Source organism: Agrobacterium sp. CFBP 3001 (assembly GCF_027871605.1).
In the GTDB taxonomy this organism is placed as follows: domain Bacteria; phylum Pseudomonadota; class Alphaproteobacteria; order Rhizobiales; family Rhizobiaceae; genus Agrobacterium; species Agrobacterium leguminum.
This window is the reverse complement of sequence record NZ_JAQAHD010000019.1, coordinates 15,692-35,922: the sequence shown is the minus strand read 5'-3', so window position 1 is coordinate 35,922 and position 20,231 is coordinate 15,692. Positions and strand designations below refer to the sequence as shown.

The 20,231-nt window shown below is 56.2% G+C and carries 21 protein-coding genes and 1 pseudogene; 13 read left to right on the top strand and 9 right to left on the bottom strand.

Features of this window, described 5'->3' with window-relative positions:
* Nucleotides 1-493: 493 nt before the first annotated feature.
* The 4 genes and pseudogenes from PH605_RS20145 to PH605_RS20130 form a co-directional block, all read right to left on the bottom strand.
* A pseudogene (locus tag PH605_RS20145) lies at nucleotides 494-601 on the bottom strand (IS110 family transposase); the annotation flags it as partial.
* A 114-nt stretch (nucleotides 602-715) separates the two neighbouring features.
* Nucleotides 716-1,045: a carboxymuconolactone decarboxylase family protein gene (locus PH605_RS20140; RefSeq protein WP_142845850.1), complete on the bottom strand. Its 330-nt coding sequence runs from the start codon at nucleotides 1,043-1,045 to the stop codon at nucleotides 716-718.
* A gap of 119 nt (nucleotides 1,046-1,164) precedes the next feature.
* Nucleotides 1,165-2,034, bottom strand: a complete 870-nt coding sequence (locus PH605_RS20135) for an MBL fold metallo-hydrolase (protein ID WP_205125165.1) — start codon at nucleotides 2,032-2,034, stop codon at nucleotides 1,165-1,167.
* A 25-nt stretch (nucleotides 2,035-2,059) separates the two neighbouring features.
* Nucleotides 2,060-2,602 carry a cysteine hydrolase family protein gene (locus PH605_RS20130; RefSeq protein ID WP_142845849.1) on the bottom strand — a complete coding sequence of 181 codons (543 nt, stop codon included), beginning with the start codon at nucleotides 2,600-2,602 and terminating at the stop codon, nucleotides 2,060-2,062.
* Between the two features lie 104 nt (nucleotides 2,603-2,706).
* On the opposite strand from PH605_RS20130, the gene PH605_RS20125 reads away from it, so the two are divergent.
* Nucleotides 2,707-3,714 carry a GlxA family transcriptional regulator gene (locus tag PH605_RS20125; RefSeq protein WP_142845848.1) on the top strand — a complete coding sequence of 336 codons (1,008 nt, stop codon included), beginning with the start codon at nucleotides 2,707-2,709 and terminating at the stop codon, nucleotides 3,712-3,714.
* Between the two features lie 45 nt (nucleotides 3,715-3,759).
* Here the strand turns inward: PH605_RS20125 and PH605_RS20120 are convergent, their stop codons facing one another.
* Nucleotides 3,760-4,830 carry a GlxA family transcriptional regulator gene (locus PH605_RS20120; protein ID WP_237680945.1) on the bottom strand — a complete coding sequence of 357 codons (1,071 nt, stop codon included), beginning with the start codon at nucleotides 4,828-4,830 and terminating at the stop codon, nucleotides 3,760-3,762.
* A 70-nt stretch (nucleotides 4,831-4,900) separates the two neighbouring features.
* Here PH605_RS20120 and PH605_RS20115 point away from each other — a divergent pair, with 70 nt between their 5' ends.
* Together PH605_RS20115 and PH605_RS20110 are read left to right on the top strand one after the other, a co-directional pair.
* Nucleotides 4,901-5,614 (top strand): DJ-1/PfpI family protein, encoded by a 714-nt coding sequence (locus tag PH605_RS20115; protein ID WP_142845847.1) that lies wholly within the window; start codon nucleotides 4,901-4,903, stop codon nucleotides 5,612-5,614.
* Nucleotides 5,615-5,775: 161 nt separating this feature from the next.
* Nucleotides 5,776-6,075 (top strand): monooxygenase, encoded by a 300-nt coding sequence (locus PH605_RS20110; protein ID WP_142845846.1) that lies wholly within the window; start codon nucleotides 5,776-5,778, stop codon nucleotides 6,073-6,075.
* Nucleotides 6,076-6,372: 297 nt separating this feature from the next.
* Here PH605_RS20110 and hutC read toward each other — a convergent pair whose 3' ends face one another.
* Both hutC and PH605_RS20100 read right to left on the bottom strand, forming a co-directional pair.
* A complete protein-coding gene (gene hutC, locus PH605_RS20105) occupies nucleotides 6,373-7,107 on the bottom strand; it encodes a histidine utilization repressor (protein ID WP_142845884.1) in 735 nt (244 codons plus the stop codon).
* 106 nt (nucleotides 7,108-7,213) lie between these two features.
* Nucleotides 7,214-8,554: a formimidoylglutamate deiminase gene (locus PH605_RS20100; protein ID WP_142845845.1), complete on the bottom strand. Its 1,341-nt coding sequence runs from the start codon at nucleotides 8,552-8,554 to the stop codon at nucleotides 7,214-7,216.
* Nucleotides 8,555-8,651: 97 nt separating this feature from the next.
* Here PH605_RS20100 and hutI point away from each other — a divergent pair, with 97 nt between their 5' ends.
* From hutI to PH605_RS20075, 5 genes are all read left to right on the top strand, one after another.
* The gene (hutI, locus tag PH605_RS20095; RefSeq protein WP_142845883.1) at nucleotides 8,652-9,902 is read left to right on the top strand and encodes an imidazolonepropionase; all 1,251 of its coding nucleotides are present in this window, start codon (nucleotides 8,652-8,654) and stop codon (nucleotides 9,900-9,902) included.
* Between the two features lie 47 nt (nucleotides 9,903-9,949).
* The gene (gene hutH, locus PH605_RS20090) at nucleotides 9,950-11,485 is read left to right on the top strand and encodes a histidine ammonia-lyase (RefSeq protein ID WP_142845844.1); all 1,536 of its coding nucleotides are present in this window, start codon (nucleotides 9,950-9,952) and stop codon (nucleotides 11,483-11,485) included.
* A 1-nt stretch (nucleotide 11,486) separates the two neighbouring features.
* On the top strand, nucleotides 11,487-12,305 hold the full coding sequence (gene hutG / locus PH605_RS20085; RefSeq protein ID WP_142845843.1) for an N-formylglutamate deformylase: 819 nt from the start codon (nucleotides 11,487-11,489) through the stop codon (nucleotides 12,303-12,305).
* Nucleotides 12,302-13,975 (top strand): urocanate hydratase, encoded by a 1,674-nt coding sequence (gene hutU, locus PH605_RS20080; RefSeq protein ID WP_142845842.1) that lies wholly within the window; start codon nucleotides 12,302-12,304, stop codon nucleotides 13,973-13,975. The genes hutG and hutU overlap by 4 nt, the downstream gene beginning before the upstream one ends.
* Before the next feature lie 69 nt (nucleotides 13,976-14,044).
* On the top strand, nucleotides 14,045-14,611 hold the full coding sequence (locus PH605_RS20075) for a HutD/Ves family protein (RefSeq protein WP_112403155.1): 567 nt from the start codon (nucleotides 14,045-14,047) through the stop codon (nucleotides 14,609-14,611).
* A gap of 62 nt (nucleotides 14,612-14,673) precedes the next feature.
* On the opposite strand, the gene PH605_RS20070 is transcribed toward PH605_RS20075, so the two are convergent.
* Nucleotides 14,674-15,390 (bottom strand): TetR/AcrR family transcriptional regulator, encoded by a 717-nt coding sequence (locus tag PH605_RS20070; protein WP_205125164.1) that lies wholly within the window; start codon nucleotides 15,388-15,390, stop codon nucleotides 14,674-14,676.
* A gap of 36 nt (nucleotides 15,391-15,426) precedes the next feature.
* Nucleotides 15,427-16,626, bottom strand: a complete 1,200-nt coding sequence (gene hisC, locus PH605_RS20065; RefSeq protein ID WP_223565032.1) for a histidinol-phosphate transaminase — start codon at nucleotides 16,624-16,626, stop codon at nucleotides 15,427-15,429.
* A 226-nt stretch (nucleotides 16,627-16,852) separates the two neighbouring features.
* On the opposite strand from hisC, the gene PH605_RS20060 reads away from it, so the two are divergent.
* The 5 genes from PH605_RS20060 to PH605_RS20040 all read left to right on the top strand — a co-directional run bounded on the left by PH605_RS20060 (nucleotide 16,853) and on the right by PH605_RS20040 (nucleotide 20,231).
* The gene (locus PH605_RS20060) at nucleotides 16,853-17,674 is read left to right on the top strand and encodes a transporter substrate-binding domain-containing protein (protein WP_112403151.1); all 822 of its coding nucleotides are present in this window, start codon (nucleotides 16,853-16,855) and stop codon (nucleotides 17,672-17,674) included.
* A gap of 53 nt (nucleotides 17,675-17,727) precedes the next feature.
* On the top strand, nucleotides 17,728-18,375 hold the full coding sequence (locus PH605_RS20055; RefSeq protein ID WP_142845840.1) for an amino acid ABC transporter permease: 648 nt from the start codon (nucleotides 17,728-17,730) through the stop codon (nucleotides 18,373-18,375).
* The gene (locus PH605_RS20050) at nucleotides 18,375-19,031 is read left to right on the top strand and encodes an amino acid ABC transporter permease (protein WP_142845839.1); all 657 of its coding nucleotides are present in this window, start codon (nucleotides 18,375-18,377) and stop codon (nucleotides 19,029-19,031) included. The genes PH605_RS20055 and PH605_RS20050 overlap by 1 nt, the downstream gene beginning before the upstream one ends.
* Before the next feature lie 8 nt (nucleotides 19,032-19,039).
* Entirely contained in the window at nucleotides 19,040-19,813 is a 774-nt protein-coding gene (locus PH605_RS20045) for an amino acid ABC transporter ATP-binding protein (protein ID WP_142845838.1), read from the top strand.
* Between the two features lie 64 nt (nucleotides 19,814-19,877).
* Nucleotides 19,878-20,231: a RidA family protein gene (locus PH605_RS20040; protein WP_142845837.1), complete on the top strand. Its 354-nt coding sequence runs from the start codon at nucleotides 19,878-19,880 to the stop codon at nucleotides 20,229-20,231.

Here is a 20,231-nt window from a genome sequence, read left to right as displayed (position 1 = left end):
TGCATATGACGCGTGGCTGGACTGGCCACTCTCCGTTTTTCCAAACGATATTTCATCTCCTACCGAAGCTTCTTCCAGACTGCGATATTGTCATCTGCGATTCGGTGCGTTCATTGCCGATTATCAAACGGTCTTCGGACCAGTCAGACTGAAGACCTTGCCACGCTCAAGGCTCAGCGGCACGATCAAAGAAACCGTCATAGCCACGACTCATCAGGTCGGCATGCAGCCGCTTCATGGTGTGCTTCTGTTTGCGAGGCTTCATGGCTTCCGTCCTCAGCCAGATGCCAGACGGTCGACGATGACAATGATTTCGCCTTCTTTATCATTGAGTTCGTCGTGATGAAACTGCGTCGGCCATTACTGGATAAGGTTGGCCGAGACACCGTAAGTGCGCTGTGCACCACGGCGTCCGATAACACCATTTCGGATATCTTGGCAAAGCTATAGCTTGAGCGGTCTCGAGTGCCGTCAATAGAAGCTGATGGCCCAAACGCATCGTGGGGCGCGTGACCGTCTCGCAGATTGCCTCCGCATCAGCGGCGTCCGTCTTGTAGCGCGTGACGTAGGGATTCACATAGGCCGGCGGCCTCAACCGCACGGTAGACCGATTTCCCCAATCGCGTTGGTTGGGCGGGGATGGCCGGCAAAGGCTCACATGATATCGCCTGTGGCGAAGCTCCTGGATGCCTGGCCCGTCGCGGGTTATGACGTGTCATTTCCCTTCAGAAATACTCTTCATCGCCTGCCAGCCATGGGTGATACCTCCTCCGGCGCGAAGCGCTGTAGCCACCATGATGGCTTCCGCGACCTCCTCTTTCGACGCACCAGCCTGGACAGCTCGCTTCGCGTGATCGGCAATGCAGTACGAACACTGCGTTGTGACGGCTACGCTCACAGCGATCAACTCACGAGTGGCAAGGCTTAGGCTACCAACATTCTTGTTGAACACCACTTTATCGAAATTGAAAAAGGCGGCCACCATCTCGGGCGCGGCATCCTGTAGATCGGGCATATACTTCAGATTCTCATCGTGAGTATGCATCTCAATTATGCTCCTGTTTCTTGTGTTAATCGGAGAAATAACTGCAAATGTTGAGCGGCAGTCGGGGGAGGCTCAGCGTTGGGCAACGGCCATACTCAGGTGGCCCACGGTATGACACTTCAAACGATAATGGTTTCCCCATCCCCAGGAGTGCGAAGCTTATCGGCGAAACCGTTGGCGCGGGCGAAAGCCCGAAGGTCCGCCCGGCTCACAGTGCAGTGGTTCACCGCTTCCATGTGGCTGGCGATCAGGCGGGTTTCAGGGGCCGCCTTGTGGACCGAAAGCACATCCTGCGTTCCCATGATGATGCCGCCATCGATTCCTAGGACCATCGCATAGCCTGTGTTCAGGATCGCCACATCTGGACGATGCGTTTTCAGAGCTGCCGCTACCCGTTCGTGCCAGATCGTGTCGCCAGCCAGATAGACGGTCTTCAGTTCGGCTTTCTTGAACACGACACCGCACGCCTCACCGAGAAGATTGCCAATCCTGGCGTAGTGGGCCTCGGTCCCGTGACGTCCGCCCGTCTTGACTAGCTGCACTCCATTGAAGTCGGATGTACCCGATAGCACGCGCACATCGGAGAACCCCTGTCCCCGGATGATTGAAGCATCCGCGTCGTTCTGCGCGAAAATCGGCAGTGTTTTCGGAAGAACTTTGCGCGCTTCCTCATCCCAATGGTCTTCGTGCAGATGGGTGACGATCACCGCATCCACGTCGATAATTTCTTCCTTCGTCATAGGAAGATGCACGAGAGGATTGCGCTCCTCGCTGTTCACCGAGCCTTCAAAACCTGGCCAGGAGTGACGATCCGAAAGCATCGGATCGACAAGGAAACGAACGCCGCCATAGACGATATGGAGTGTTGCGTTGCGTATCTGCGTTATTTTCACACTGTCCTGCGGCGCGGCAACCTCTGCGCCCGCCGGCAAGGCGCTGGCGACAAGCGCAGCGCCCGATAGGACAAAAAGCTCTCTGCGTGTAGTCATGGATAGTCTTCTCCGGAAGAGGTTGTTAGTGAGCGAGGAAGGACTCGGTGGAGATCACGTCGCCATAACCAATGGAAAGCGCTGCCATCATTGCTGCATGCACCTGAACTGCTGGAGTCGTGATACCGTCGAAGGTCAGATCAAGCGTGGCGCAGGCGTCGTGAATCGTCGTTGTTTTGTACCCTAGATCGTTGGCCGCACGCACCGTCGCATCAACACACATATGGCTCATCGCGCCGACGACCACGACGTCCTCAACCCCGTGTTCTTGAAGCAGATCGTTCAACACGGTTTCGCGGAAAGAGTTGGGGAAGTGCTTGGTGATGATGGGTTCATCAGTCGCAGGCCGTAGGGCGTCGTTGATCTCGGCCCCTGCGCTGCCGGGTACGAAGTACGGCGCGTCGGACATTTCGTGGCGAATGTTAACGACCAGATCACCTTTCGCGCGGGCATGCGCCAAAGCGCGGGCGGCATTAGTGGCGGCTGCGTCGATGCCATGGAGCGGGAGGTTGCCCGATGGCCAGTATTCATTTTGAAGGTCGACAACGAGAATAGCGCGCTTTGACATGCCAAAAGATCCTTTCAGAGTTATTTATTGCTTGCGTTGAATATCGTTTCCGTTGAGTGTTGCCGCAATTGGCGAAAACGACACAAACAAGGGCAATATCGACAATGGCACCGGTGCAGATAGGGATCCTGCTTTACCCAGGCGCGCAGGTATCGGCGGTGTTGGGGCTGACCGACATGTTCAAGGTCGCCTGCCGGGTTGCTGATAATGCCGATTCCGCTACGCTGCGTCTGCGGGTACGGCATTTACGGATCGAGGACGATGAAGAGCCCGTCGTTGTATTCGACAGCGATACCGATGCAACCGGGGAGGACACAGGCCCTTCCGACGTGCTGATTCTGCCCCCTTCGCTGGAGCCACCAATATCGGCTGAGGCCGCCGCACCGCTTGCACGCTGGCTGCGGACACGTCATGGTGAGGGCTCGGCACTGGCTTCCGTCTGTGCCGGCGCGTTCCTTCTGGCAGAAACCGGGCTTCTCGCTGGGCGAACGATTACGACCCACTGGGCATCTGCCGATGCCTTCCGCAACCGATTCCCCGGGGTGGAACTCGATACAGATCGGCTGATTATTGATAGTGGTGATATCATCTCGGTAGGCGGACTGATGGCGTGGACCGATCTCGGCTTAAAGCTGGTAGAGCGCTTTCTCAGTCCTGTGACGATGGTGCGGACCGCGCGCATGTTGCTGATTGATCCGCCGGGCCGCGAGCAACGCTTTTACAGCCGGTTCGCACCACGGCTGAACCATGGGGACGCTGCCATCGTCAAGGCGCAGCATTTTCTCCAGGCAAAGGAGGGCAAGGAGGCTCGGCTTGCTATCCTGGCCGAACAAGCAGGGCTGGAACAACGCACCTTCCTGCGTCGCTTCCAGAAAGCCACAGGTATGACAGCGACCGACTACGCTCAACGCCTGCGGGTCGCCAAAGCCCAGGAATTATTGCAGTTTCGCGGTTGTCCCGTCGAACGCATCGCCTGGGAAGTCGGCTATGCCGATCCGGGCGCGTTTCGCAAGATCTTCTTTAGGATTATTGGCTTAACGCCCGGGGAATATCGCGAGCGATTTCAGGCCCGGGCAGGTACTCTCGAGGATGGCACTCAATCGCTGCCGTAGAAATTGGGCCGCAAGGTCGGACTTAGCCGCACCAAACGTACGGCTTCAATCGCGCTCTGGTATGCTTTCACTGGCAAGCCAGCCGTTCGCGACAGCTGGTTTACTAAGCCGGAATCGAGCGCGGTACTGGCCTGGGGTGCTTCCAAACCTGGTAGAAAATCGCCTAAGCAAGGTGGCTTCGCTATGAAAGCCGCAGCGCACGGCAATCTCTTTTAGAGGTTGATCCGTATTGCACAAAAGCTCACGTGCCGCTTCTAGACGTAACGCTTCCACAACCTTGCTGGGGGTTTTCTCAGTATGCTTGCGGTAGTGGCGAAGAAAACTTCTCTCGCTCATTTTCATCCTCGCTGCCAACGCCGCCACTGATAAATCTGCATCGAGGTTCGCCGTTATCCAAGCGTGTAGATCAGCAAAATGACCGCTTTCAGACTGCAAATTAAGAGGAGTGCTAAACTGCGATTGATCACCAGGTCTTTTAAGAAACATGACGAGATGGCGTGCAATTTTCAGTGCCAGAGCCTGTCCAAAGTCCTGTTCAATCAGCGCGAGCGCCAAATCTATTCCAGCGGTGACTCCGGCGGATGTCCAAATCCGTCCGTCATTTACAAATATCGGGCCGCGCTCGAGCAACACCGTTGGAAACCGTTTTTCAAAGTCATCATAGGCCGACCAGTGGGTTGTCGCATGTTTTCGGTCCAACATGTTTGCGGTCGCCAAGGCGTAAGCACCAGTGCAAACTGAGGCGACCCTTTCTGCCTGGCCTGCGAACGGAACAAATGTATGTCGAAAACTAATACTATCGCAGAACGACATGATGCCGGGGCCGCCGGGAACAAACAAGGTGTGGGGTATTGGCGTTCGGCCATCGATTTCGGCAACCTGCATGGAGACGCCACCAGCCATATCTACTGGGCCATCAAGCGATACGACAGAAACCTCATATGCGTTTCCCTCTGAGAATTCGTTGGCTGTGCGGAAAACATCGAACGGCCCCGCAAGGTCGAGAAAGCTCATTTGCGAGAATGCCATAAGCTGGATGTGTCTTTTGGCAGCCACAGCTTCCTTTCCTCCTATCCAAATTACCAAGGGGGTATAGCGGTTGGCGCTAATCGTCAAGTAATTGTCATTCCCGCCACCATGAATGGGATCTAAGGTTGAAATACCAATAGCTCATGGAGAAGCGAATATGGAAGCGGTGTTAGGCAGTGGCAAACTAAAGGTGGGAATCCTCATCGAGCCGGGCGTGTTGATGATGGACGTTGTAGGCGCGCAGGCTGTGTTCGGTATGTCACCTGGGGTCGAACTCTACCACGTCGGAAAGACTGAGGAGCCGATCCACGCTTGGGGAGGTTTGACGGTTGTGGCAACAACGACGTATCAGCAATGCCCTCCCTTAGATGTAATTATCATGGGCGCCATGGCACCGCAGGTATTTTCTGACCCCGAAACCAACGCATTCCTCCGTGAGCAAGCTGAGTATGATCCTTACCTTATAGGCATTTGCGCAGGAGCACTGATGCTCGGAGCCGCCGGGTTACTAAAAGGCAGGCGGGCGACAACGAACTTCCAATGTATCGACCGGCTTAATGAATTCGATTGCGATGTTGTCGAAGGTGGATCTGTCGTAGAGGACGGCAAGCTTATCACCGCTGGGCCCGCCACGGGAGGATTCGAAGCTGCTATCGTTGCCCTGTCACGCCTGAAGGGAGAGCACGCGGCCAAGCTTCAAGAACTAAATGTCGAATATCATCCTACACCAGTGTTTGGGGTGGGGACTCCAGAACTTGCGGGACCTGAATTAGCGGAAGAAGTGAAGGCTTTCGGTAAAGACGTCTTTACCGCGTGTGCTGACGGTGCTGCCGCGTCTTATCGCAGTCTCCAAGCTGGTGAGGTGCGCTAGCCGTCGCTTTCGCGCACGTCAATCCCGCTGAAACGCGACGGCAGTATCGATGTCGTCACAGTGGCGATTTTCGTAGTTGCAAGCGGCATCGAGAACTCTATGCAGATACCAGATTTGTAAGACGTCACACCGAAATAACTGTCGAACTGGAAAGGACGCAAATGGCAACGCTTCTTATATTTGAATTCGAATCCAGCGGGCCCTGGGGGCAGGAGATGGCGAATTCGTTTAAGGAGTTGGCTTTCGAAATCGCTAACGAGCCTGGACTAAAATGGAAGGTCTGGACCGAAGCTCCGGACCGAGGCGTCGCGGGCGGCGTATATCTATTTGAGGACGCAAATTACGCTAAAGCGTACTCGGAAAAACACGCTGCCCGCTTGAAGGATTATGGCATCGACAAAATCGGAACTCGCTCTTTTGAAGTGAACGAAGCGCTTTCAAGGACGACTCGCGGGCTTTAGCGGGAACACTCCGTTCCTACTGCAAATCTAGTTCGCTTTGAGCGTTGATTCTGCTCGACACCTATAGTCGTCTAGCCAAGTTAGGTCAGATTTACAATATAAATCCGACATACTGGGCGCTGTTCAATGACTTACGTGGGCTTGGAAATACTCTGTTGATAAAGGTTGCGCCTCTTCTGCTGGGCTCCATTTGACCATCGTCGTACACCATTTGCTCAACTTTCACTGTGGGAAGTGCCGGCCAGGCCAGGAGAATACGCGTCGCAGTTTGCCACTAACTCCTATGCTTGGAGGTTCTCACTTTAACTGAGACGGGGTAAAGTTGGCTATGAGCGCATGCCGTTCACCGGGGTAGATGAACCGCACATGGGTGATATAGTCACCATTGCTCGACGTGCGCCTCTCGATTGTAAGACACGCTGTTCCGATGCCAATCCTCAAAAAACCGGCAATTGTATCGTCAGCAGAAATGGCCCGGATTTTGTGCTCCGCCGCACTCCAGGGAATCCTATTCAGCAGCCATTGGCCAGGCGCTTCTTTTTCAAATGTCTCCACTGCGGCGTCAGGCACGGCCGCGAGGTTTATCAGACGCGTCTCGAGGCAAAATGGCCTATTGCCGGCAAAATGCGTGCAACGAACATCTAGAACAGGCGTCGTCACCTCAAGACCAAGCCGCTGTCGGTCTTCGGACGAGCTACGGCGCCTTGCTCGAGCAGCGAGCTTATAGTGATAGGGTAGCCCCAGGGATTCAACTTCAAGTTTGATGTCGCGAATTTCCAGCGCTGCCAATTGCGCCCGTGGGTGTGTCACATAGCTGCCCGACTTGCGCCGCCTCTCAATCAGCCCGGTTTGCGCCAACTGTGTCAACGCCTTGTTCACTGTCATTCGTGAGCATTTATATTGCTCAGCTAAATCGACTTCGAAGGGAATGCGAAAACCAGGTGGCCATTCGCCGGATAAGATGCGTTGCTCTATATCTTCGAGAATACGCTGGTGCAGCGACAGGCCGCTGGTACCTTCAGCGGGTGGCATATCAACAGCCTGATCAGCGTTCTGAAACTTCACCACATGAGCACCCCTACGAATCGCTTCTGTCTATAGACACTATTCAGCAGCTTCCGTCGGGAAAAAATGAAAGTTATAAGAGAAGCTGATGCATAACGCTGCGGAACCGGGCGGATATTTCGTCCCGCCTGTGGTGCCTACCGCCTTCCACCAATTTGCGACCCGCTACCCACACGCTGTCTGGCTTCGTACCATTGGCAAATAGCCAGGAATCCAGAACCGCGTCGTCGGTGAGATCTCCATCCGGTACGCGCAGGCTGAGGAAATTAGCAGGCTGACCAGCGGCGATGCCGGCGCCGATCGCCAATGCGATAGACCCACCTTCAAGCGCGCCGTCAAAAAGAGCGCGAGCTGTCGACTGGCCAGCCGCAGCCAGCACGTTACGCGAGCGATGCGCTAGGCGTTGAGAATATTCGAGCTGACGCAACTCGTCTGGCAGCCCGATCAGTACGTTAGAATCTGAGCCTACACCAAACTTGCCACCACCTCTGCTGAACCTCACCGCTTCGAATGTGCCATCACCGAGGTTGGCTTCTGTGATCGGGCAGAGGCCGGCAATTGCCTTGCTTTCAGCCATGCGCCGCGTTTCGGCATCAGTCATGTGGGTTGCATGAACCAGGCACCACCGACTGTCCAGATCGGCATGGTCGAGCAGCCACTCGACCGGTCGCGCACCCGACCAGGCAATACAATCCTCAACTTCCTTGACCTGTTCGGCCACGTGGATGTGGATTGGTCCGTCTTTCGTCATGGCGACCACCGCAGCAAGCTCGTGCGGCGTGACCGCTCGCAGACTATGCGGCGCAACGCCTACACGACCATCAGGCAAATCCCTCACCGCGGAACGGCAATCATCCAGAAGGCGCGCAAAGCTGTCGATGGTACTGATAAACCGGCGCTGGCCATCGTTGGGCGCCGCACCGCCGAATGCCGAGTGGGCATAGAACACCGGAAGCAGTGTGAGACCGATCCCCGTATGGGACGCTGCTGCCGCAATCCGCTGAGCCATTTCAGAAATGTCGGCGTAAGGGCGGCCATCAATATCGTGGTGCAGATAATGGAATTCGCCAACACGCGAAAAACCTGCTTCCAGCATTTCCATATAGAGCTGGCTGGCAACGGCTTCGGCATGATCCGGCGTCATCGATAGCGCAAAACGGTACATCACATTGCGCCAGCTCCAGAAGCTGTCAGCACCGGGACCCCGGGTTTCGGCAAGGCCTGCCATGCCGCGCTGAAATGCGTGGCTATGCAGGTTTGGCATGCCCGGCACGAGGATATCATGGCGCTCGTCACCCGGCTGCGCCGCAGTGCTCGCCTCGACGGAAACGATGCGGCCATCCTCAATCTTCAGCCGCACATTCTTCTGCCATCCCGCTGGCGTGAGAGCCGATTTCACATGAATGCTGGTCATGACCCATCCCTTCCTGACTGCTTCTCTTAAAAAAACACTTGCGCTCATTTTCTTTATGTCTATACATAACTGCACGAAAAGGAAAGGCCAGAAAACGATGTCTTCCATAAATTCGGCACCGAACAGCCAGCCATCAAGCGACTGTGATTGCCTGTGGCGAAACGCCCGGCTTGCAACGCTAAACCCTTCTTTGCCGGGGCTTGGCCTCATCGAAAACGGTGTCATTGCCGTTCGGGACGGTTGCATTCTCTATGTCGGCGCTGAAGAATATCTGCCTTTCCCGATTGATAACGCTGCGGAAATTATCGATTGCGGCGGACGCTGGATCACACCTGGTCTGATCGATTGCCACACGCATCTGGTCCATGCCGGGAATCGTGCCAACGAGTTTGAAATGCGCCTTGCCGGTGCCACCTATGAAGAGGTTGCCCGCGCGGGAGGCGGTATCGTCTCTTCCGTCCGCTCACTTCGCGAAGCCAGCGAAGACGAACTGGTAGCGCAGACGCTGCCACGGCTGGATGCACTGATCGCTGAGGGTGTGACCACTGTAGAAGTCAAATCCGGCTATGGGCTTGACCTTGAAAACGAAGCCAAGGCCTTGCGCGCCGCGCGACGATTGAGTGAAGAGCGCGACGTTACCGTTCGCACGTCCTTCCTAGGCGCTCACGCTTTGCCGCCTGAATTCAAGAGCGACAAGGCAGGTTACATCGACAAAGTCATCAACGAGATGATGCCCGCCATAGCGGCGGAAGGCCTGGCCGATGCGGTTGACGGTTTCTGTGAAGGTATTGCTTTTTCGACTGATGAGATGCGGCTGGTGTTTGAGGCTGCAAAAGCCCACGGTCTGCCGGTCAAGCTGCATGCCGACCAGCTTTCCAATCTGCATGGCGCAGCGCTTGCGGCAGAATATGGCGCACTGTCGGCGGATCATCTGGAATATACCGATGAAGCAGGCGCAGAGGCGATGGCAAGGAGCGGTACAGTTGCCGTCATTCTGCCTGGTGCTTTCTATTTCATTCGCGAAACGAAGAAGCCGCCGGTCGATCTGTTCCGCAAGGCGGGCGTTGCCATGGCAATTGCCACAGACAGCAATCCTGGCACCTCACCGCTGACCTCGCTGCTGCTGACCATGAACATGGCGGCGACCCTGTTCGGCATGACGGTGAACGAATGTATTGCCGGCGTGACACGGGAAGCGGCGCGTGCATTGGGTCTGGTCGATGAAGTGGGGACGCTGGAGGCCGGAAAACGGGCCGACTTCGCCATCTGGAATATCGGGCGACCGGCAGAACTCGTCTACCGCATGGGCTTTAACCCGCTGCATGCGCGCATACGCAACGGACACTGAATTTGAGGCACACGGTCTAGATCCCGTGTATTGGTGAGGACTTCAAAATGACGCTAATTCTTCAGCCGGGCTCTGTCCCGCTTTCGACCCTTGAAACAATTTACTGGACCGGAGATCCGGCCCGGCTTGATCCCTCGTTCGACAAGGGCATCGAAAAGGCCGCGGCCCGTATCGCCGAGATCGCCGCCGGAAACGCGCCCGTCTATGGCATCAATACCGGCTTCGGTAAACTGGCGAGCATCAAGATTGACGCCGCCGATGTGGCCATCCTTCAGCGTAACCTTATCCTCTCGCACTGCTGTGGCGTGGGCCAGCCGCTTGCCGAGAACATCGTTCGCCTGATCATGGCGCTGAAGCTTGTTTCGCTCGGTCGTGGCGCATCGGGCACGCGGCTCGAACTCATCCGGCTGATTGAAAGCATGCTCGAAAAGGGTGTCATACCGGTTATCCCTGAAAAAGGTTCCGTTGGTGCTTCGGGAGACCTCGCGCCACTGGCCCATATGGCAGCGGTGATGATGGGCGAAGGTGAAGCCTTCTTCAACGGCGAACAGCTTGACGGACGTACAGCCCTTGAACGCGCTGGCCTGAAGCCGGTCGTGCTGGCAGCCAAGGAAGGACTCGCACTGATCAACGGTACGCAGGTCTCCACAGCTCTCGCATTGGCTGGCCTGTTCCGCGCTCATCGTGCTGCACAATCGGCGCTTGTTACCGGTGCGCTTTCAACGGATGCCGCCATGGGTTCTTCGGCGCCGTTCCATCCTGATATTCACACTCTGCGCGGCCATAAGGGTCAGATCGATGCGGCATCGGCGCTCCGCGGCCTGCTCAAGGGATCGGTAATCCGCGATAGCCATATCGAAGGCGACGAGCGGGTTCAGGACCCTTATTGCATCCGCTGCCAGCCGCAGGTTGACGGCGCATGCCTCGATCTCCTGCGCTCTGTGGCCCGTACACTCGAAATCGAAGCCAATGCGGTGACAGACAATCCGCTGGTTCTGTCCGATAACTCGGTGGTCTCGGGCGGCAACTTCCACGCCGAGCCTGTGGCTTTTGCGGCCGACCAGATCGCGCTCGCCATCTGCGAAATCGGTGCCATCGCGCAGCGGCGCATCGCGTTGCTGGTCGATCCGGCTCTTTCTTACGGCCTGCCGGCATTCCTTGCCAAAACACCAGGTCTCAACTCTGGCCTGATGATCGCAGAAGTGACATCTGCGGCGCTGATGTCGGAAAACAAGCAGATGTCGCATCCTGCCTCGGTTGACTCGACCCCGACTTCGGCCAACCAGGAAGACCACGTCTCCATGGCCTGCCACGGTGCACGTCGCCTCTTGCAGATGACCGACAACCTGTTTGCGATTATCGGCATCGAGGCGCTGACCGCCGCCCAGGGCATAGATTTCCGCAGCCCCCTCACCACAAGCCCGGAACTGTCCAATGCCATCGCAGCGATCCGCAAGGTCGTTCCGACACTGGACGTCGACCGCTACATGGCAACCGACCTCAAGGCGGCGAGCGAGCTTGTTGCGACCGGTGCTCTGAACGCTGCGGTTTCCGGCGGTATTCTTCCGGTTCTGGAGGCGTGAGGTGAGCGTCTTTGAAGTCAGACAGGGTAGCTCCCCCGTTATTCTTGGCTTTCCCCACACCGGCACGGATGTTCCGCCCGCGATATGGGAGCGGCTGAACGACAACGGACGGGTTCTCGCCGACACCGACTGGCATATCCATCATCTCTACGACGGCCTGTCGCCGGATGTGACGACGGTGCGCGCCACCTTCCATCGCTATGTCATCGATGCCAATCGTGACCCGGCAGGGAACAGTCTTTATCCCGGTCAGAATACCACCGGGCTTGTTCCTGATACGGATTTCGATGGCCTGGCAATCTGGAAGGATGGCGAGGAGCCGACCGAAACGGACATCGCATCCCGCCTGGCCGGGTTCCATGCGCCTTATCACGCAGCACTTGCTGCCGAGATCGAGCGGGTGAAGGCAATCCACTGCGTTGCGGTGCTCTATGATTGCCATTCGATCCGGTCGGGCATCCCGTTCCTGTTCGAAGGCACATTGCCCGATTTCAACATTGGCACAGATTCGGGCAAAACCTGCGACCTCACAATTCAGGATGCAACTATCGATGTCGTTTCGAATGCACAGGGATATACCAGCATTCTGAACGGCCGCTTCAAGGGCGGCTGGACGACGCGGCATTATGGTCAGCCCGAAACCAGAGTTCATGCAATCCAGATGGAACTGGCGCAAGCCACCCATCTGATCACTGAGACACCGCCCTTCGCGTACGACGAAAGCAAGGCGGAACAGCTTCGCATTCACCTCAAAGACATTCTCACGCGCATCGAAACAGCAGCGCTGACATTGGCAAATACGAAAAAGGGAACAAAATGACCAATCCTCGTCACAATATCCGCGACGTCCGCGCCGCTCGCGGGACAGAACTGACCGCAAAATCCTGGATGACCGAAGCACCGCTTCGGATGCTGATGAACAATCTCGATCCGGAGGTCGCAGAAAACCCGCATGAGCTGGTGGTCTACGGCGGCATTGGCCGCGCTGCCCGCACATGGGCGGATTTCGACAAGATCGTCGAAACGCTGCGCGACCTCAACGAAGACGAAACCTTGATGGTGCAGTCCGGCAAGCCTGTCGGCGTGTTCCGCACCCACAAGGATGCACCACGCGTGCTGATCGCCAATTCCAACCTCGTGCCACACTGGGCAACCTGGGACCATTTCAACGAACTGGATAAGAAGGGTCTGGCAATGTATGGCCAGATGACCGCCGGCTCGTGGATCTATATCGGCAGCCAGGGCATCGTGCAGGGCACCTACGAAACCTTCGTCGAGGCCGGCCGCCAGCATTATAACGGCGACCTCAAGGGCAAATGGGTGGTGACCGGTGGCCTCGGCGGAATGGGAGGCGCACAGCCACTCGCAGCCGTCATGGCTGGGGCTTCATGCCTTGCCATCGAGTGCAACCCGGATTCGATCGATTTCCGTCTGCGCACCCGCTACATCGACGAAAAGGCCGAAACGCTCGATGAAGCGCTGGCGATGATCGACCGCTGGACTAAGGCTGGTGAAGCCAAATCCGTTGGTCTGCTGGGCAATGCTGCAGAAATCCTTCCCGAAATGGTTCGCCGTGGTATTCGCCCCGATATGGTCACCGACCAGACCTCGGCGCACGACCCGATCAACGGCTACCTGCCAAAGGGCTGGACAATGGCCGAGTGGAAAGAAAAGCGCGTAAGCGATCCGAAAGCTGTCGAAAAGGCTGCCCGCGCCTCGATGCGCGAACATGTCGAGGCGATGATCGCCTTCCAGGACATGGGCATCCCCACCTTCGATTATGGCAACAACATCCGCCAAGTCGCCAAGGAAGAAGGTCTCGAAAACGCCTTTGCATTCCCTGGCTTCGTGCCAGCCTATATCCGTCCGCTGTTTTGCCGTGGCATCGGTCCATTCCGCTGGGCGGCGCTGTCTGGCGATCCGGAAGATATCCGCAAGACAGATGCCAAGGTGAAGGAACTGACACCGGGCAACAAGCATCTTCACAACTGGCTTGACATGGCTGCGGAACGCATTGCGTTTCAGGGTCTTCCGGCACGCATTTGCTGGGTCGGTCTCGGCGATCGTCACCGCCTCGGCCTGGCCTTCAACGAAATGGTCAGGAGTGGTGAGCTCTCTGCTCCGGTCGTCATCGGTCGTGACCATCTCGATAGCGGGTCTGTCGCCTCGCCGAACCGCGAAACCGAGGCGATGAAGGACGGCTCTGATGCCGTGTCCGACTGGCCATTGCTAAATGCGCTACTCAACACAGCATCCGGCGCAACATGGGTTTCGTTGCATCACGGCGGCGGTGTCGGCATGGGCTTCAGTCAGCATTCCGGTGTTGTCATCTGCGCCGATGGCACGGATGATGCAGCGCGCCGTCTCGACCGCGTTCTCTGGAACGACCCAGCAACCGGCGTCATGCGCCATGCCGATGCGGGCTATGATATCGCGCTCGATTGCGCGAAGGAAAAGGGCCTGCGTCTGCCGGGCATTCTCGGTAAGTAAACAAAAACCCGGGCTTCGAGCTATGGTTTGAAGCCCGGCCGACCGTGTCAAAACATTTGGGCCGCTACCATGAAGATACTGCGCAACAATGACCATCGACGCATGCCATGGAAGAATGGTGGCGGTGAGACAACAGAGATCGCAGTTTTTCCACCGGATGCCGATCTGTCTGAATTTGGCTGGCGCGTCAGCATGGCAACGGTCGCAAGCGACGGGCCTTTCTCTGTATTTTCCGGGATAGATCGCACCCTGTCGATCCTTGAAGGCGAGGGGATGGAGCTCGATATTGCCGGGCGCCAGCCTGTCGTGTTAACCCGGGCATCGGAGCCACTGGCCTTTCCCGCCGATGCTGCAACATCCGCTCGCCTTGTAGCGGGCACCATCACCGATCTCAACATCATGACCCGGCGCGGACAATGGACGCATAAGGTGGAGCGGCGGACATTCGAGGGCCAGCATGATCTTTATGCCGATGGTGGTGTCACGCTGCTTCTCGTTCTCGGCCATCTGCGGATCGACCATGGAGGTCATGCAGAGGAACTTGGCGCGCTCGATTGTGCCATACTGGATGGCACCATGACGATCACCTCCGATATGCCGGTGGATTCCTTCCTGATCCGCATCACCCCGGTCTGAGCGCGAGAAGCCAGAGCCTGCCTGGTTCTTTATGAACCTCACAGACTCCGGATGCGTGGCCGCTATTCCCGGTTATTCATGACTTGTGCCTCAAGCCCCAGAATGAGGGTTTCGAGCAAAAAGTCATATCCATCATCGAGAGGGGCGGCTTCGCCATTTTGCCAGCGCATGACGAATGCCCGGTTGTACATCTGCGGCAGGTGCTGCGTAACAAGCGGAAATTCCTTCCGGTCGAGGTCTTCCAGCCCCTTGTCAAAGGCTGTAACCCACTCCGAGCCCGGAACTGCGCTGTCTGCGGCGAGCTCGATGGTGACGTAACCTTCAAGCGCGCCGACTATAGCGTTGAACGCGTTGATCAGACCCTGTCCGTCAAAACCTGCTTTGGTCAGTGCGTGCAGGATGACCTCAACCCACGGAGCGTTTGGTGCTCCATTGGAGCGGATATGCGGTCCCAATAGAGGTGCTGCCCGTGGGTGCTCATGAATGCGCGCGCGAAAGCGCCTGAACAGTATCCTGATCGTTTCACGCCAGTCGTCCGAAATTTCGTCCGGCATGACCAGAGTTGCGATAAGTGAGCCGGAAATTTCAGCGAAAAGATCCGCCTTCGCGCCACCGACATGCCAATATAGAGCGGTTGGATAAACTTGCAGGCGGCGCGCCAGCGCACGGACGGAGAAGCCCGTTAGGCCCTCATCATCGATGAGGGCGATGGCCTCCTCCACTATCCGCTCCCGGGTGAGCCCGATGGCCGCAGCGCGACCAAGGGGACGTTTTTTCAAGATAGGATCCTTCTTCGACACTGTCATCCGTTGTAACTATGTAAGTGTGAGGAGCAGTTCGAGTTCCTGAGCAAATCTGTCATTGTCTTTTGCCGTCCCAATACTGACTCTCAGGAAGTTGGTGTAATTCGCCTCCATCCAGGGTTTGACGATGATTCCCTTCTGAAGCAAGGCTTTCGCCACGGTTGCGGCGTCTTTTTCTAGATCGAGAAACAGGAAATTGGTCTGGGATGGAACGACGCGAACGCCCATTTTACGCAAGCGTTCTGTGAGAATGACCCTATCGGCCTTGATTCTTGCTGTGACATTTTGCATCCACTCTTCATCCTGCAAGGCAGCAGTCGCCGCCGCCTGTGCAACGGAGTTGACGTTAAATGGCGTGAGTGTCGAGCGCATGGCGCGGGCAATGCCGGCATCCGAGGCAACACCATACCCCACACGCAGACCGGCCAGACCATAGGCCTTGGAGAAGGTGCGCAGCACGACCCAGGAAAGGCCCGTGCGGTTTTGCAGCACCTTCAGACCATCGGGATAGTCGGAATCGATGAGTTCGAAGTAAGCCTCGTCCAGAACGAAAAGGGTTCCGGGCAACGTTGCGTCTAGAAGTCGTTCAAGTTCTGGCAGTGCAAGGGCTACACCGACAGGATTGGAGGGAGAAGAGATAAAGACGATCTTCGGTCGCCGGGCAAGCTGCTCTTCCAGAGCGTCGATATTGAATTCAAGCTTATCCGTCATAGGCACTTTTACGACCCGTGCACCCGCTGCCATCGGCTCTATCTCATGAAGCCCGAAGCTGGGGGATACGGTCAGGACGACATCACCCTTTTGCAGATAGGCGCGGCAGAGGGCTGCGATCAGTTCCTCGGACCCGTTGCCGCAGGTGATCCGCTCAATACCGACGCCCAGCTTATCTGACAGGGCATGGCGCAATGTCGATGCGGCTGAATCACTGTAGCGGGAAGGGTCTATGCCACTAAGCGCTGCCGTGACGGCAGGTGAAACACCGTATGGATTCTCATTGCTTGCAAGTGCTGCAACATCCTGCCGCCCGCTGACCCGCCTGGCGACAGATGCCGTTATTCCGGCATTGTATGCAGGAAGTGCCGCGACTTCCGGGCGGGACTTGAGGGCATTTTCCTCGATTAGTGACATGTCTGGACCTTCCACAAGATGACGTTCCGGTTGTTCATTCCGATGCACTCCCATGCCAAGCAGGAGTTTTGCCTGCCACAACATCTGGTTTCGCCATTCAAGCGGTCGCCCCTGCCGGGTACCGAGGAAAATTGCGAAGTCAGAAATACATCATTGACAGAATAATAGGTATATACATAATATCAATTGGCCAGTGAACAAAAAAATCATTCTGGGAAAAGGAAAGTGATTTTTTTGAGAAAGACCATTTCGCGAATAAGGGCGCGCGAAGTGATGCATCAGTGCCCTCACAACAATAGGGAGCGCCATAATGGGCATTTCAACATTCGTGAAAACTGCGGCAATCTGCCTTGCCGGGGTCGCCATCGGTTTTTCATCCGCGCATGCCGACCAACTCGCCGACATCAAGGCGAGCGGTAAAATCCATTTCGCAACCGAAATGCTTTACCCACCTTTCGATATGCTTGTGAATGGCAAGTACGAAGGCTTCTGCCGCGATCTGGCGGATCTCGTAACTTCAGAACTGGGTGTTAAGCCTGAATACCAGGACCTTCCATGGACGGCTGTGCTTCCAGGCCTGGAAGCTGGCAAATTCGACATGACGAATGCTCCGGTCACGATCACGCATGAGCGTATGGAGCGCTATACCTTTACTCTTCCGATTTCCGACGCGACCGTTGGGCTGGTCAAGCGCACTGGCGATGATACGATCAAAAAGCCTGAAGACATCACAGGCAAGACGATTGCTGCGCAGAAGGGCTCGGCAGAACTTGGCGAGTTGAAGGCGTTTGCAGCCAAGCTCAAAGATGTGACGGTCAAGGAATATGCCTCTACCGAAGATGCCTATGCCGATCTAGCCGCAGGGCGGATTGATGCTGTTGCCAACGGCGCGCCGCTTGGTGCTTACGCCGCCTCCAAGCGTCCTGAACTTTTCTCAACCGTCAGCCCACCGTTCGGTGAAAAATCCTACTACGCCTGGGCAGCACGCAAGGGAGAAAAGAGCGCCACTCTGGTCACGGAAATCAACGCCATTCTGATCAAGCTGCAGGACGACGGACGACTTGGCGAGATTCAAAAGAAGTGGTTCGGACAGGTCATCGAGCTGCCGAAGACTTTTCCGGACGTCAAGTAATAGAGACTTCGTCACGGGCAGCTTTATAGCTGCCCGTCAGTCGGGAGGCGACAATGTTCTCATTTCAGGTCATCATTGACAATCTACCCCAGTTGCTCTGGGCTGCGCGGCTGACACTTCTGGTTTCAGTCCTTGGAGTGGCCATCGGGCTTGTTCTTGGCGCTGTTCTCTGTGCGGCCAGAATATCGCCGATCAGTAGTATCCGTACGGCCAGCGCTATCTACACGAGCTTTTTCCGCGGCGTACCGCTGCTCGTTCAGCTTCTTCTGTTCTACTATATGCTTCCGGTCATCGGTTTAAACGTTCCAGCAATGGTGGCTGCCGTCGGCACGGTCGGCTTGTGTTCATCAGCCTATGTCGCAGAGTATCTGCGTGGCGCGATCAACGCGATCCCGCCGGGACAGCGCGAAGCGGCGGTTACGCTCGGGTTTGCTCCAGCCCGGATCTGGACACGGATTATTCTACCGCAGGCTTTTCGGATTTCGCTGCCGGCGCTCGTCAATGAACTAATCTTGCTGGTGAAAGCATCGTCCTTGGTCTCGCTTGTCGGCATCACAGAGTTGACCCGAACAAGCCAGGCCCTGTCTTCGGCAACCTATCGCCCTCTTGAAATCTTCAGTTCGGCTGCCGCGGTCTATCTCGTTATCAATCTTTCCCTCGCGCTGCTTGGGCGTTTTCTTGAAAAAAGGAGCGCGATCTGATGGATATCAACCTCTTCATTGAATACGGCCCGGCGCTCTTGTCCGGTTTCGGAATGACGATCCTGTGTTGGGCAATCGGCACCATTGGCGGCGCAATTGTCGGCTTCACGATCGCTATTATACAACGCTACTCGAACGGCTTTGTTCGGGCAATCTTGCAGACCTATATCGAGGTTATTCGAGGCACGCCATTTCTCGTACAGCTCTTTCTGCTATATTATGGTGGCCCGCATCTGGGCCTGCGACTTGGAAGCCTTGAATCCGGTCTCGTTGGCCTGATCATCTATGGAAGCCCATATTTCGCAGAAATATTCCGCGCCGGTTTTCAGTCGGTCCCTCACGGACAGATCGAGGCAGCGAGGGCAATGAGCTTTTCGGAAGCCAGCATCGTTCGCCGCATCATGATCCCTATCCTGCTGGTTTCGACACTGCCGGCTTTGACCAATTTTGCGATTATCCTCACAAAGGAAACCGTCATCCTGTCGGTCGTTACCGTGCCGGAACTTCTGTACCAGGTGCAGACGATGTCGGCAGAGACCTTTGCCTTCGTTGAAGCGAACATCGCACTGGCGCTCTTTTTCTGGATTTTCGTTGAAGCCATATCGCGTTTCGGGCGGATGCTCGAAACCCGTGTCACCCATTATCTGATCAAGTGAGAACCGTTATGTCCATGTCTTCGGCTGACCTTTTGAAGGTTTCCAAAAGCTTCGGCACCTTCAGGGCGCTGCATGAAGTCTCGCTTCATGTTCCGCCAGGCAAGGTGACCTGCCTCATCGGCCCCTCCGGCTCAGGCAAATCCACGTTGCTTCGCTGTATCAATTTTCTGGAGCAATATGACTCCGGTGAAGTGCGTATCGATGGCGAACTGATAGGCTATGACAGCCCCGGCGGCCCGAAAATGTCCGCTGCCAAGCTGCGCGAAATGCGCCGCAAGATCGGAATGGTCTTCCAGCAATTCAATTTGTGGCCGCATATGACGGCGCTGCAGAATGTTGCGGAACCGCTTGTTCAGGTGCGCGGCCTGTCGCTTCGCGATGCGAAGGATAAGGCCATGGAAGCCCTGACCAAGGTCGGCCTTTCAGACAAAGGTGAGAACTATCCGAGCCGCCTGTCGGGCGGACAGCAGCAGCGGGTGGCAATTGCACGCGCCATTGCAATCCAGCCTCGGCTGATGCTGTTTGATGAGCCTACATCCGCGCTTGACCCTGAACTCATCGGTGAAGTTCTGCAGGTGATGAAGACACTTGCAGCGGAAGGTATGACCATGGTTGTCGTCACCCATGAAATGGGTTTCGCCTCGCATGTCGCCGATCAGGTGGCCTTCATGGTCTCAGGAAAAATGGTTGCCACCGGAAGTCCGTCCGAGATTTTCAGAAACCCTTCGGACCCTCGTCTGGAAGCGTTCCTTCACAGCTATCATGAACGTAATGACATCTGAACGCGGTTCGAAGTCACCGCAACGGCAGATTTCGTGAAGACATAGACAAGAAAGACAAATCAGAATGACAAGATCAACACTGCCATTTTCGCCGCTCCGCCGTGTCGGCAATACGGTCTATCTGTCGGGAGAGCTTGGCTTTGACGCGTCAGGCCAGATCGGCGGCGATATTGTCCAGCAAACAGAAACCACCCTGAACCGGATAGAAACCACGCTTGCCAACATTGGCCTTTCGCGCCGGGATATCGTTTCTTGCGCCTGCTATCTGGTTCACAAACATGATTTTGCAGGCTTCAACCAGGCATACCGGACATTTTTCGCAGAAGGTGAACTACCGACAAGAACCACGATCGTCACTGATCTGGTGCTTGATGCACTGATCGAAATTACGGTTATCGCCCAGGCGCAGGAATTGTGA